The organism is Christiangramia sp. LLG6405-1 (assembly GCF_045055805.1).
In the GTDB taxonomy this organism is placed as follows: Bacteria; Bacteroidota; Bacteroidia; order Flavobacteriales; family Flavobacteriaceae; genus Christiangramia.
This window is the reverse complement of sequence record NZ_CP159330.1, coordinates 1,822,290-1,836,387: the sequence shown is the minus strand read 5'-3', so window position 1 is coordinate 1,836,387 and position 14,098 is coordinate 1,822,290. Positions and strand designations below refer to the sequence as shown.

The following is a 14,098-nucleotide window of genomic DNA, read 5'->3' as shown; positions in this document are numbered from 1 at the left end:
CAGACAACAAAATGAAAAAAAATATTTTACTCTGAAAATATTCTTCTCGAATCGCCGTTAAGTACCGCCATTAAGCCTGAGCGGATGCAAAAATACATTTTTTTAATGATAATGATCAAAGGATCAAATACCAATTTTTAAAAAAGTTTAAGATATCAGATTGAGTCTCAATCTGTAGACTGAAGTTTTAGTAGTTGTTCCAGTAAGATCTGTAAGCTCTTGTTCACTGTTTTACCTATCACCTTCTCCCGGTGATTGCTAAACATAAATTCAAAAGCAAGTGTTTCTCCGGGAGTTGCCAGTCCAATAAAAACAGTGCCGACTTCTGCATCACTATCACCTTTTTCAGGTCCGGCATTACCGGTAGTAGACACCGCAATATTTGTATTAAACTTTTTACGGGCTCCTTCAGCCATAGCTTTGGCAACTTCAGCACTTACTACAGACTTTTCTTTTATTAGCTTTTCCGGAACATCGAGCAGATCAATTTTAGATTGGGTTGCATAACATACAACGCTTCCTTTGAAAGTCTTTGAGGAACCTGGCGCTTCTGTAAACCTGGATGCCAGTCGACCTCCTGTACAACTTTCCGCAGTAGAAAGCGTCCAGTTATTCTTTTCAAGCAACTTTGCAATGACCATTTCCACTGGATCATCATCTTCAAAACCATACATAATCTCCCCGATGAGCTTACGCAGTTCAATGATCTGTTCATCAATGGCGTCTTCAAGCTCCTTATGATCTGTCCCTCGTGCACTAAGTCTGAGCCTCACTCTGCCGAGATTAGGCAAATAAGCAAGCTTAATATGAGAGGGTAATTGATCCTCCCAGGCCTCTATACGCTCGGCGATTGCGCTTTCTCCAAGCCCCAGGGTAATAACGGTTTTATGCAGAATAACCGGTCTGGAAAATTCAGACATTATTCGTGGGATGATCTCGTGCTCCATGAGTCCGCGCATTTCATATGGCACGCCCGGCATAGACACAAAGGCCTGATCACCTCTTTTAAACCACATTCCAGCAGCGGTTCCATATTCGTTATGCAATGCAACAGCCTTGGATGGCAACATCGCCTGTTCCCGGTTAAGGTCTGAAATTGGCGTGTCTATATATTTTTCAAAAAGCTCTTCGATATGATTAAGAACCTTCTCATTTTTTACAAGTGTATCATCAAAGAATTCACAAAGACATTTCTTGGTAATATCATCTTTAGTAGGGCCTAACCCACCAGTTATGATGATGATATCTGCCCTGGAAGAAGCCTCCTCCAAGGTTTGCAATATATGTTCACGATCATCCTGAATAGAAGTGATCTGGTGAACGCTTACGCCAATTTTATTCAGTTCCTTGGAAATATAAACCGAGTTTGTATCCACGATCTGTCCAATAAGAATCTCATCACCAATGGTTACGATTTCAGCTTTCATCCTAGATTAAAATCTCTTTTCAAAGCTTCTGAAGCTACATCCACTTTTTTAGTGATAATTTCTGAAGCTTGCGGCACCTCATCCTTTCTTTGACCATGCTTAGACCAGGCTTCAATAACTTTAATCTGCTCCATCAGGTTTAGACCAAACATCTGAAGGTTCGGTTTCATTTTATGAGCGTACTGATAAGCCAGTGAAGGATTATCATTATCAATGGCTTCATTCATCGCAGCAACGTCTGGCGGAATTTCCTCAAGGAACGTCTGGACTACTATTAATAAAAATTCTTCATCGCCGCCAGCCATTTCCTTAACGTCGTCAAGATTGTAATTACTCATTCAAAACTATTTTACTTTGATAGAAAACATTTGTTGATCTTCCAGGTAACCCGTTAATCTGTCGTCTGTAGCAACTTTTCCTACTCCAGCAGGTGTTCCCGTAAAGATGATATCACCAATTTTGAGGGTGAAATACGACGAAATATAAGCAATTAATTCATCAATTTTCCAAAGCATATGTGCGGTTGAGGAAGATTGTGCTAGTTCTCCATTTTTTTCAAGCCTGAAATTGAGAGCATCTGCCGGAGGTAGTTCCTTTTTTGGCAACCATTTGTCTGATATTACAGCAGCGCCATCGAATGCTTTTGATTTCTCCCAGGGCAGTCCTTTTTCTTTGAGTTTATTCTGAAGATCCCTGGCTGTGAAGTCAATTCCCAGTCCTAATTCATCATAATATTTGTGTGCAAATTTCTCCTGAATATGCTTCCCTATTTTTTTGATCTTCACCAAAACCTCTACTTCATAATGAATATCATCAGAAAAATCTGGAATAAAAAACGGTTGTTTTTTCAATAAGATCGAAGTATCGGGCTTTTGAAATAACACAGGTTCCTCTGGCTTCTCATTTTTCAATTCTGAAATATGATCTGTATAATTTCTACCTACACAAATAATTTTCATACTAATTGGTGATTATAAGGTTCATTGCCGGTACCGGCATTTTCATTTTTTTCCATTCTCCTCTACTTAGGTAGTAAACCGGATCTTTTGATTCCACAGCTTTGAATGTAGGACCGTACTTTTTTAAATCCTTATACTTACCATTTTCAAGAAGCAACTTAGCGGTTCTTATATAGTTCTGATCAATCTGCAAGCCTTCCACCCCTATCAGAAACCCATTCTCAGGAATAAGAATTCTTTCATCCTCTAGATCTACACGAACCTTTGACCCAGGTCTCCCTATAAGAGTAATATTATCAATAAGATCATAACCTGGTTCTGCATCTTCGGTTAGACTCATGATCCGGATCCGGAAAATATAGTCACGCTTGACACTACCTATACCTTTAAAAAGAAAGATTTCTGCGGATTTGAGGTAAGCAGCTTCATCTTTTAGTTCTGAAGGCTTAGCAAAATAGCGCAAGAATATTCGAGCTCCGTCATCGTCACCTGAATTTGAAATTCCTAACCTATCCTTAGATTTTGAGGCTTTTATTTTAATGATTTTATGTTGTAAAGGAGCCTGAACAATAACTTCGTTTAGCTGTTCCTTATTTTGGGAAAGAAAAATAGTATCCATCTGTTTCTTGACATAGGTGATATCTTTTGAAGCGTACCCCACATAACCAAACCGAAGATTCTGACCTGCATTAGGTTCCTTAAGCTGAAAATATCCATTTTCATTGCTAGTGGTCCCCTGGCTGGTATTTAATACATAGATATTGACAAACGACAAAGGTTCTTTGGTAACAGAATCGGCCACTACTCCATCAATCATCTCACTTTGAGCATTTGAAGAAATAGCTATAATTAAAAATGCAATGAACATATAATACCTCATCATACTAATCGGTGATTTTGATTCTAAATTCTGGCATCACATATTTACCTTCCCTATCATTATAGGTGATGTCCCAGGTTCTAATATCAACCCAGCCTCCGGGTTCGAAAAAATAAACTTTGAAGTTGGATTCTTCAGGAGCGAACACACCTTTATAAACTGGTCCATAACGCTTATTTCTATAATCTTCTGCTACTAGCTCATTATTGATATAGTAATCCTTCACTTCGAAATACTCGTTCTCCTTAATGAAAAGATGTTCCAGACCTATATAAAATCCTTCTTCAGGGATCTGAATTTTCTGGTTAAGCAATTCGACATCAACCTTATTTTTACCTACTGGTTTGGTGACAACAATGTCTTGGGTGATATCTTTCCCGGGAAGTCCGTTTTCGTCTACATTATAGAAATGAATACGAAATTTTGGACTTAAACCTTTTTGCTCTTCCGTAGCATAAAAATAAATGGTGATCTCTTTTAGAAAAGCAGCTGCATCAAACCTATCAGGTTTTGCATAATAACGCGCTATGGTGGAAGGATAAAGCGCGGCATTCATATTTCCGATCCCCACTGTTTCAAAGCGCCAATCAGGCCTGTAAGTAAAAGTTTTATTATCCTGAACAGGTGTGATCATTACCTCTCCCAGACCTTCGGTAAGTGCGTTCATAGGCACCAATCTCTGCTTTTCCAGATCAGCAATTTTTAGCAATTCCCTCTCGTAACCAACATGGGTAAAAATGAGTATTTCACTTTTCAGGCTGTCTGCAACATTAAAAGCAAACATTCCCTGTGCATCTGTGCTGGTTCCAAGCTTATAATCCTGAAACATGATATGAGCATAAGGCAAGGCCTTATTAGTGGCTCTGTCGATTACTCTTCCAGTTATTCTGGAATTTTGAGCTACGCTAAAAGCGGTAGTAAAGAGAAAAAAGATAAAGAGAAAAACAGAAGTTTTCAATCAGGATAGTTTGGTGTTTAGCTTTCTCAATTTAATGGCAGTAAGCACTTTTTTAGTATAAAGTGGGAAATCTGCATTTTGCATCCAGCCAAAATATCCAGGTTCGTCTTCAAGCACCTGCTCTACCAACTTTCCGCGATACTTCCCGAAAGAAAACACTTCTCTTCCTTTCTTGTCAAAACTTATGAATCCGGCGAAATCTGCAAATTTTTTACGAGAGCTGAAATCTGCCAGCCATTTCATATCGTTTTCAAGATCATTGTATCGATCCAGTTGTGATTTTAAAACTTCGTAAGTCGCTTCGGTATCTGCTTCTGCTCCATGTGCACCTTCAAGTTCTTTTCCGCAGTAAAACTGGTAAGCAGCTGATAATGTACGCTGTTCTTTTTTATGAAAGATCGTTTGAACATCTAAAGCAACGACATTCTTCATCTCGAAATCTATTCCTGCTCGAAGCAATTCCTCAGCCAGTAATGGAATATCAAATCTATTGGAGTTATAGCCGGCAAGATCACATCCTTTGATAAGATCATGAACTTTCGTGGCCAGTTGCTGGAAAGTTGGCTCATTAGCCACTTTCTCATTATCGATGCCATGAATCGCTATCACTTCCTTTGGGATCTCACATTCTGGATTTACCAGCCAGGTATAGCTTTCTTTGTTACCGTTGGGGTAGACTTTAAGCACTGCCATTTCCACGATACGGTCTTTGGAAATATTGGTTCCCGTAGTTTCGAGATCAAAAAAGCAAATAGGTCTGGTAAGTTTAAGCTCCATGCGAAATGATTTATTTGTAGCAAATATACTATAATTATGAGCCGTTAATAAAATAAGCAAGAGGTTTCCAGACGCAAAAAGGCTTTAGAAAGGCATGGGATTAGAACGAAATCGAGGAGTTGGTTTTTGAAAATACCTTTTTTATATTTGAATCCTTACAAGTCTTAAAAAGTTTTGAAATACATCTCCTATATAAGCCAGCAATCGCATATACTGAAAGATGCAGATATGGAAGGACTACTCAGCAGTAGCAGAAAGAATAATTCTAAGAGTAATATCACTGGATTACTAATTTCATATCAGGGACTTTTCATCCAATATATAGAAGGAGAGCCTTCAACAGTAGACAATCTCTTTCAAAGAATTAAAAAGGACCCGAGACACCATTCAATTGTTGAAATTTCTACCGATTTCCTAAAGTCCCGCCAATTTAAAAACTGGTCTATGGCGTTCCGTAAACTTGATAATAAAAAAGCGGAAGCAATCTTAGGTCACAGAGACCTGGACAAAAATGCTATTTTGGAAGGTGATAAAATGGAAGGTAAGCATCCTGCTTTGGAATTGCTTGATTCGTTTTTAAATAATCTTCAGTAAAATAAAAAGCTGCGAAGTTAATCTTCACAGCTTTCTAAGTTTACTATAAATATAAAATTTTAGATCTCACGATCCTTGTCAAATCCTTCCAGATACTGAGCCACACGCTGAACGAACTGTCCACCCAGGGCGCCGTTCACCACACGGTGATCATAACTGTGAGAAAGGATCATCTTATATCGTATTCCAATAAAATCACCATCAGGAGTTTCAATCACCGCTGGCATTTTACGAATTGCTCCAAGAGCCAGAATACCTACTTGTGGCTGATTGATAATTGGAGTTCCCATGATACTTCCAAAAGTACCCACGTTGGTTACCGTATAAGTACCTCCCTGGATATCATCCGGTTTTAATTTATTTTGTCTTGCGCGATTAGCCAGGTCATTTACTGCCTTCGCCATCCCAACAAGATTGAGCCTGTCTGCATTTTTGATCACTGGAACGATCAAATTACCATCTGGAAGTGCCGCAGCCATTCCAAGGTTAATATTTTTCTTCTTGATAATTTTTGAAGCATCTTCGTTTACCGAAATATTCACCAACGGAAAATCACGAATTGCTTTCGCCACAGCTTCCATAAAGATTGGAGTGAAAGTTAGCTTCTCTCCTTCTTTCTTCTGAAATTCATTTTTATGCTTATTTCTCCAGTTCCAGATATTTGTAACATCTACTTCAATAAATGACTGTACATGTGCAGACTTCTGAACGCTGTCCACCATATGATGAGCGATCATTTTACCCATTCTGCTCATCTCGATGATCTCATCTTCCCCGCTAACTATAGGTTCTGGCTGATTGGATACTTTCTTCTCCAGACCTTTAGATTCAACAGCTTTTGGTGCTGACTCCGCCGACGCTGTATTTCCGCCTTTTTTCCTGTTCTCTACGTACTCTAAAATATCATTTTTGGTAACGCGCGAATCTTTCCCGGTTCCATTTATAGAATCAAGTTCAGAAAGTGAAATTCCCTCTTCTTTCGCGATATTCTTTACTAGCGGAGAATAGAATTTATCAGAATCTGAATAATCTTCGCTAGTTTCTACAGAAGCAGTTTCTTTAGCAGTTTCAACAGATTTAGAAACTTCGGCTGCTTCAGCAGGAACTGTTTCTTCCTCTTGTTCTTCCGAAGAAGAATCCTCATCACCATCGGTTTCGATAATAGCGATCACCTGACCTACTTTTACCACATCATCTGCCTCGAAAAGTTTTTCCACAAGGGTCCCGTCAACTTCTGAAGGGACTTCACTATCAACTTTGTCTGTAGCGATCTCAAGTACCGGCTCATCCATTTCAATAGTATCTCCAACTTCCTTAAGCCAGCTTGTTATGGTTGCTTCTGCAACACTTTCACCCATTTTAGGTAACTTCAATTCAAATTTTGCCATATCGTTAAATCAGATGCGATTTTTATTATTCAGGTTGCGAATTTAATCAAATTAACACTTATTAAATATTAAAAAATCAATAAAATTGAATTATACTGATATTCTTTCAAACAAGTGTCATCGTCAAACTCCCGCTAAAATTACGATTTCAACTACGCAATTGAAAAAGTTTCGGATAATTTTAGCTACTTAATATTATTAGCTTCTACGGCAGTTCTAGCTTTTCAGGCTATTTTCAAAAGGAATTCTATTCGTAATACTTCTTCCTAAGGTCACCTCATCTGCATATTCTAGCTCATCTCCTACAGAAATTCCTCTGGCGATCGTAGAAGTTTTGATTCCGGTTCCTTCCAGTTGTTTGAAAATATAGAAATTCGTTGTATCGCCTTCCAGCGTACTGCTCAAGGCAAATATGATCTCTTCGATCTTCCCTTCTCTAACCTTTTCAATCAAAGCTTTGATCGTTAACTGAGAAGGTCCGATCCCATCCATCGGACTTATCTTTCCTCCAAGTACATGATAATGCCCTCGATACTGCCCGGTATTTTCAATAGCCATCACGTCGCGAATATCTTCTACCACGCATACAATTTCTGAAACACGGTTAGGATTCGCACAGATCTCACAAAGTTCGGTATCGCTAATATTGAAGCAATTTTTACAAAGCTTAATATTCTCGCGTAGATCGAGCAGGGATTTTGACAGCCTGGAGGTCTGCTCCTCCGGTTGTTTCAGTAAGTGAAGCACCAGTCTTAACGCTGTTCGCTTTCCTATTCCCGGCAACTGAGACATTTCGTCTACTGCCTGCTCCAGTAATTTTGATGAAAAATCCATACGCGAATTTAGGATTTTTTTGTTGCATGAAATTAGCTTCAGCTTAATTTGTAAATTGCCCGCTTTAAAGAAAAATTATGCAGCCATACCAGGTACTAATTCTAATCGCCGCCTATTTTGCAGTACTTATTCTTATTTCCTACTTCACTGGAAGAGGAGGCAGTAATGCTGAATTTTTCAAAGCGAATAAACAGGCTCCCTGGTATCTGGTAGCTTTCGGAATGATTGGTGCCTCACTGAGTGGGATCACATTTATTTCTATCCCCGGCACCGTTGAAACCGATTCTTTTAGTTACTTCCAGGTCGTACTTGGATACACAGTTGGATACGCAGTGATCGGGCAGGTTTTACTTCCACTCTATTATAAGCTTAATCTTACCTCCATATATACTTATCTAGATACCCGATTTGGGAATGCTTCGTATAAAACAGGTGCTTCTTTTTTTCTGCTAAGCCGTGTTGTTGGTGCAAGTTTCAGGCTATTCCTGGTGGCAAATGTGCTACAGCTTATCGTATTTGATGCTTTAGGTGTTCCATACTATATTACGGTTTCTATCACCATCCTGCTTATCTGGTTGTATACCTTTAAAAGCGGAATAAAGACCATCGTCTGGACAGATACCCTGCAAACATTCTTTATGCTGCTTGCATTGGGGATCACCATCTATTTTATTTCTGAAGATCTCGGGTTCTCTGTAGCAAATCTCATGAATTATTTAACTGAAAGTGAGCATTCACAGATCTTCTTCTTCGAAGATTGGAAAAGCAAAGATCACTTTGTAAAACAGTTCCTTTCCGGGGCGTTCATCGCTATCGTCATGACCGGTTTGGATCAGGATATGATGCAAAAAAACCTTACCTGCAGAAGCCTGAAGGATGCGCAGAAAAATATGTTCTGGTTTACCATTGTGTTGGTTTTCGTAAACTTTTTATTTCTGGCTTTAGGAGTTCTCCTAACCGACTATGCCGACCTCAACGGTATTACCGAAACGAAGGATGAGTTGTTTCCAGCTATTGCCGCCAGCGGTAATCTTGGATTTGCCGTAGCAGTTTTCTTTATTCTGGGACTTATCGCTGCGGCTTATTCCAGTGCTGACAGCGCTCTTACTAGTTTGACAACATCCTTTAGTATCGATATCCTGGATATTGAAAAAAAATATGATGAGAAAAAACAGATCAGGATTAGAAAGCAAATTCATATTGCGATCTCCATATTATTAATCCTGGTGATGCTTGTGTTTAAATATGCGATCGCAGATAAAAGTGTGATCAACAAATTATTTCAGTTTGCTGGGTACACTTACGGGCCGTTGCTTGGTCTGTATGCCTTTGGACTTTTTACTAAGTGGCGGGTAAAAGATAAACTAGTGCCGCTAATTGCCATTCTTGCTCCGGTTCTTTCCTACATCATCAGCGTAAACAGTCTTACCTGGCTTGGATTCGAATTTGGATTCTTTATACTTATACTGAATGGTTTTCTAACTTTCTTAGGATTAATATTGCTGAGAAGAAAGTAGTACCAGCGTACAGGCATTTTCAAAGTAGATATTATTCTTCCGAAGCAAGGTGTAGAGCTCAGGGTTTTCAGTTCCGGGATTGAAGATCACTCTTTTTGGATTCAGCGAAATGATATAATCGTAATATTGTTCCTGCCTTTTCGCATTAAGATATAAGGTAACGGTATCTATATCTTCAAATTCTTCCATTTCTGTATGGATCTTCACACCGTCTACTGTTCCTTCTCTAAGACCAATTGCCACAGTGGGTTGTTTGAATCTCACAAGTTTGTTAATGGCAAGATGGGAATATCTATTGGGTTTTAAGGAAGCACCCATAACCAGTGTTTTCTTCTTCATAATGGTAAAGTAAATAAATTTTAATGTAACAATCTCTAGATAGACTAGTCTTTAAGTTGAGGACCGGCCCTTTGTGGTATCATCGATTTAATCATGATGGTTAGTGTTAATGACCATGATATCGCAAACCTGCGTTGATCTTCTTGATGAGCGCAGGTTATTTTTAAAAAATTGTAACAAGATAAATTTCTGGTCGTCTTATAGGTAAGATCATCACATTTTGCAATACATGACTTCATCTATTATGCATTGCAAGGTAATATGTTATAATTAATCATCTAATCAATCAAAAAATGAAACAGTTCATTCTATGCTTATTTTTAAGCTTTTTATCAATTGCAAATGCTAAAACCGATCCCAATGGAAATGTTTCCGGAACCATCATGGATGCTGAACTCAAGGAGGCGATCCCTTATGCCACGATCATCATTAATAATACGGAAGGTGAACTTGTTACCGGTATTACTTCAGCTGAAGACGGCAGCTTTATTGTAGAAAATTTGAAGTCTGGGAATTACGAATTGAAGGTCCAATTCATAGGCTACAAGACTTTCCGTAGAGAAATTGTGATCGAACAGCGAAGAACCAATATCGAAATCGGGATTCTTTACCTGCAACCCGATGTGGCTATGCTCGATGAAACTCTTGTAGTTGCTGAAAGGACTACTATCGAACAGCGTGTGGATCGCAAAGTCATTAATATCGGGAAAGATCTTATGACAACCGGCGCCAGTGCTTCAGAAATTATGGTAAATATACCATCTGTGAATGTAGATCAGGATGGAAATATATCTCTTCGTGGGAATTCCAATGTACGAATTCTGGTGGACGGTAAGCCTACCAACATGGATCCTGCACAACTTCTAAAGCAAATCCCCTCGACCTCCATTAAAAGTATAGAGCTTATTACCAATCCTTCAGCAAAATACAATCCGGAAGGAATGAGCGGGATCATTAATATCGTGCTGCATAAAAATGCGAGTGATGGTTTTAATGGAAATCTAAACACCGGTCTTACCTATGGTGAAAACCTGAGATTTAATGGTTCGCTCGACATGAATTATCGTAAAGGCAAGTTCAATTTCTTCGGAAACCTGGGAAGCAATTTTGGAGATCGTGAAAACGGCGGAACTATATTTCTTCCCGAATCTCAAAGTCTACAGGAGTTTGAAGTTGAAAACCGAAATAATTCCTATTTATACAAAATTGGCGTTGACTTCTATCTCGATGACAATAATACCTTTAGTATTTATACCAATCAGAACCTTTATGATGGCGGACCAATTGGCGCTTTAAGTTTTACAGATTTTGAGGAGGCTTCAAGAAACTTTCGCCAGTTTCTGGATGTAAATTACGATAACAGCAATGCCAGCTATAACTTTCTTTTTGATCACGATTTTGAAAAAGATGGTCATGAAATTCAGTTCGAGGCAGATTTCAATGATTATAACGGAGATGAAGTTGCAGATATTGATTTCGCAGAAAATGACCTTCAGTTAATTCCTTATATAGATCGGGTATTTGAAGACCGTAGAAATTTTATTTCCAATATCGACTACACCAATCCTTTAAATGATGTTTCGCGGCTGGAACTTGGTGCAGAAGCCAGGTTACTAAAAACAGAAAACGATTATAACACTACCAATCCGCAGTTTACGAATGCCGACTATATTTATGATCGTGATATCCTGAGTTTTTATTTCACCTTCGGTCAGAATTTTGAAAAATGGAGCTACCAGGTTGGTGCCAGGCTGGAGAGCTACCAGGTGACAGCAGATTTCCAGGGTGAACGTGTCTATGAAGATGACTATCTTACGGTCTACCCTACAGGTTTTCTAAACTTTACTCCAGACGATAAGAATACCTATAATTTAAGTTTTAGCAGAAGAGTCGACAGACCAGGTTTCAGCCAGATCAATCCAATTCGGGAAGTTTCGTCTCCAAGACTTATCGTTGCCGGGAATCCTGAGCTGGATCCACAGTTCACCAATTCATTCGAGTTTAATTATACCCGTAAAATTGAGCGTAAAGGAAGCCTTAGTGCAGGTGTTTTCTTCCGAAGAACGGTAGATGAAATTAATCAGATTTTCACGGAGCTAGATAATGAACCTGGCTCACTGTTTCTAACTTTTCAGAATTCTGGTGATGCAGATATGTACGGCTTAGAATTTTCAAGCAACTACAAATTCACCAAATGGTGGAGTACCAATTCCGGTTTTGAGCTTTATGAACAAACCTTTAGCGGACTGGTAGGTACTGAATTTACTGAAATCGACAATACTGCTTTTACCTTTAGAACCAGCCATAATTTTAAAGCCACAGAGGCTCTTTCGTTCTCTGCTTTTGGTTTTTACCGAAGCAAAATGAAATCACTTCAATACGACATTGACCATATGTATTTTATGAACCTTGGAGCACGTTACAGTTTCCTCAATGATAACCGTGCTACTGTAAGTCTTAATTTCAATGATGTTTTTGACACCCAGGAGTTTAATATCCTGGCCGGCAGACCTTTTGATCAGGTTGGTCGATTTAAAGGAGAAACTCAAACCGTATACCTGGGAGTCTCTTATAGATTTGGCGGTGGAAAGAACCGTAGCCTCCAGCGTAAGGATCGAGATAAGGATAATGACGGTGGCGGAATGTTTTAAATTTGTTTTAGCTAACAAAAAAGCCTGAAGGAATTCTTCAGGCTTTTTCTATATGTTCGAGTTGTACTAGGCTTTTACCGCGTACATTTTCTCTCTTTGTTCTTTAATAGTTTTGTCGTTCATATATTCATCAAAACTTAGATACCTGTCAATAACTCCGCCAGGAGTCAATTCGATCACACGGTTTGCAAGAGTTTGCGCAAATTCGTGATCGTGCGTTGTAAACATCACCGTACCTTTAAAGTTCTTAAGTGAGTTATTAAAAGCAGTAATAGATTCAAGGTCAAGGTGGTTGGTAGGCTCATCAAGCATAAGAACGTTTGCTCTTATCATCATCATTCTACTCAACATACATCTCACTTTTTCTCCTCCAGAAAGAACTTTACAGGTTTTCAGGGCCTCTTCACCACTAAATAACATCTTTCCAAGGAATCCACGAATGTAAACCTCTTCACGCTCTTCTTCTGTTTTCACCCATTGTCTTAACCAGTCTACCAATGTAAGATCTGACTCAAAATACTCTGAGTTATCTGCTGGTAAATAACTTTGAGAAGTGGTCACACCCCACTGGAATTTACCTGCAACCGCATCCTGTTTCCTGTTGATGATCTCATAAAATGCTGAAGTAGCTCTGGAGTCCTTAGAGTAAACTACCACTTTATCTCCTTTCGCAAGGTTGATATTAATATTCTTGAAAAGAGTTTCTCCTTCAAGACTAGCTTCTAAACCTTCTATATTCAAAATTTGATCTCCAGCTTCACGCTCTCTTTCAAAGATGATAGCGGGATACCTTCTACTGGAAGGTTTGATCTCATCAATATTCAGCTTATCGATCATTTTCTTTCTGGAAGTTGCCTGCTTACTCTTCGCCACGTTGGCAGAAAATCGCTGAATAAACTCCTGAAGTTCTTTCTTCTTTTCTTCAGATTTTTTATTCTGCTGTGCTCTCTGTCTAGCTGCAAGTTGAGAAGACTCGTACCAGAATGTATAGTTTCCAGAAAAATGATTGATTTTTCCGAAGTCAATATCTGAAATATGCGTACAAACCGAATCTAGAAAGTGACGGTCGTGAGAAACCACGATCACCGTATTGTCATAATTTGCAAGAAAGTTTTCCAACCATGTGATCGTTTCATAATCCAGGTCGTTAGTCGGCTCATCCATGATCAGCACATCAGGACTTCCAAAAAGTGCCTGAGCTAACAGTACACGTACCTTTTGTGTACCATCAAGATCTTTCATTTGTGCATAATGCATTTCTGTCTTGATCCCAAGATTTGAAAGCATGGAAGCCGCATTACTTTCAGCATTCCATCCATCCATCTCTTCAAAAGAAACCTGTAATTCACCAATTCTATCTGCATTTTCATCAGAATAATCGGCATATAAAGCATCCATTTCAGTTTTCACTGCAAAAAGAGGCTTGTTACCACGCATTACTGTTTCCAGCACCGGGTAATCATCGTATACGTTGTGATTTTGTTCCAGAACCGACATTCTCTTACCTGGTTCCAAATGAACATGACCAGAAGTAGGTTCAGATTTACCAGATAATATCTTTAAAAATGTAGATTTACCGGCACCGTTGGCACCAATGATTCCGTAGCAGTTTCCCTGGGTGAATGTAGTATTCACCTCGTCAAACAAAACTCTTTTTCCAAACTGTACAGAAAGGTTTGATACTGAAAGCATAAACTATAAAAATTAATTTTTTGCAAAAGTAGCTATTATGATGCTTACTAGGAAAGATTAACGTTTTAAAAATACGTTTTAA

13 protein-coding genes are annotated in these 14,098 nt (G+C 38.8%); 3 read left to right on the top strand and 10 right to left on the bottom strand.

Annotated features, from left to right (window positions below; genetic code table 11):
* Positions 1-167: 167 nt before the first annotated feature.
* Genes ABVM50_RS08560 through ABVM50_RS08535 form a run of 6 tightly spaced genes read right to left on the bottom strand, consistent with a single transcriptional unit; the run spans position 168 to position 5,001 of the window.
* Complete coding sequence (locus ABVM50_RS08560) at positions 168-1,427, bottom strand: competence/damage-inducible protein A (protein WP_405198185.1); 1,260 nt, start codon at positions 1,425-1,427, stop codon at positions 168-170.
* On the bottom strand, positions 1,424-1,765 hold the full coding sequence (locus ABVM50_RS08555) for an Hpt domain-containing protein (RefSeq protein ID WP_405198184.1): 342 nt from the start codon (positions 1,763-1,765) through the stop codon (positions 1,424-1,426). The genes ABVM50_RS08560 and ABVM50_RS08555 overlap by 4 nt, the downstream gene beginning before the upstream one ends.
* Positions 1,766-1,771: 6 nt before the next feature.
* Positions 1,772-2,386, bottom strand: coding sequence for a fumarylacetoacetate hydrolase family protein (locus ABVM50_RS08550; RefSeq protein ID WP_405198183.1), 615 nt, complete (start codon positions 2,384-2,386; stop codon positions 1,772-1,774).
* Position 2,387: 1 nt separating this feature from the next.
* A complete protein-coding gene (locus ABVM50_RS08545) occupies positions 2,388-3,269 on the bottom strand; it encodes a carboxypeptidase-like regulatory domain-containing protein (protein ID WP_405198182.1) in 882 nt (293 codons plus the stop codon).
* A 1-nt stretch (position 3,270) separates the two neighbouring features.
* Entirely contained in the window at positions 3,271-4,224 is a 954-nt protein-coding gene (locus ABVM50_RS08540) for a carboxypeptidase-like regulatory domain-containing protein (protein WP_405198181.1), read from the bottom strand.
* A complete protein-coding gene (locus ABVM50_RS08535) occupies positions 4,225-5,001 on the bottom strand; it encodes an exonuclease domain-containing protein (protein WP_405198180.1) in 777 nt (258 codons plus the stop codon). It lies immediately after the preceding gene.
* A gap of 174 nt (positions 5,002-5,175) precedes the next feature.
* On the opposite strand from ABVM50_RS08535, the gene ABVM50_RS08530 reads away from it, so the two are divergent.
* The gene (locus tag ABVM50_RS08530; RefSeq protein WP_405198179.1) at positions 5,176-5,595 is read left to right on the top strand and encodes a BLUF domain-containing protein; all 420 of its coding nucleotides are present in this window, start codon (positions 5,176-5,178) and stop codon (positions 5,593-5,595) included.
* A gap of 59 nt (positions 5,596-5,654) precedes the next feature.
* Here ABVM50_RS08530 and ABVM50_RS08525 read toward each other — a convergent pair whose 3' ends face one another.
* Both ABVM50_RS08525 and recR read right to left on the bottom strand, forming a co-directional pair.
* Positions 5,655-6,983, bottom strand: coding sequence for a dihydrolipoamide acetyltransferase family protein (locus ABVM50_RS08525; RefSeq protein ID WP_405198178.1), 1,329 nt, complete (start codon positions 6,981-6,983; stop codon positions 5,655-5,657).
* Positions 6,984-7,199: 216 nt separating this feature from the next.
* Positions 7,200-7,817: a recombination mediator RecR gene (recR, locus tag ABVM50_RS08520; protein ID WP_405198177.1), complete on the bottom strand. Its 618-nt coding sequence runs from the start codon at positions 7,815-7,817 to the stop codon at positions 7,200-7,202.
* A 77-nt stretch (positions 7,818-7,894) separates the two neighbouring features.
* Between recR and ABVM50_RS08515 the strand changes: the two genes are divergently transcribed.
* The gene (locus ABVM50_RS08515) at positions 7,895-9,334 is read left to right on the top strand and encodes a sodium:solute symporter (RefSeq protein WP_405198176.1); all 1,440 of its coding nucleotides are present in this window, start codon (positions 7,895-7,897) and stop codon (positions 9,332-9,334) included.
* On the opposite strand, the gene ABVM50_RS08510 is transcribed toward ABVM50_RS08515, so the two are convergent.
* Positions 9,311-9,673 carry a CoA-binding protein gene (locus tag ABVM50_RS08510; protein ID WP_141877199.1) on the bottom strand — a complete coding sequence of 121 codons (363 nt, stop codon included), beginning with the start codon at positions 9,671-9,673 and terminating at the stop codon, positions 9,311-9,313. The two genes, ABVM50_RS08515 and ABVM50_RS08510, sit on opposite strands and share 24 nt — an antisense overlap.
* A 293-nt stretch (positions 9,674-9,966) precedes the next feature.
* On the opposite strand from ABVM50_RS08510, the gene ABVM50_RS08505 reads away from it, so the two are divergent.
* Positions 9,967-12,324: a TonB-dependent receptor domain-containing protein gene (locus ABVM50_RS08505; RefSeq protein WP_405198175.1), complete on the top strand. Its 2,358-nt coding sequence runs from the start codon at positions 9,967-9,969 to the stop codon at positions 12,322-12,324.
* Positions 12,325-12,390: 66 nt separating this feature from the next.
* Here the strand turns inward: ABVM50_RS08505 and ABVM50_RS08500 are convergent, their stop codons facing one another.
* Positions 12,391-14,016: an ABC-F family ATP-binding cassette domain-containing protein gene (locus tag ABVM50_RS08500; protein ID WP_405198174.1), complete on the bottom strand. Its 1,626-nt coding sequence runs from the start codon at positions 14,014-14,016 to the stop codon at positions 12,391-12,393.
* Positions 14,017-14,098 lie beyond the last annotated feature (82 nt).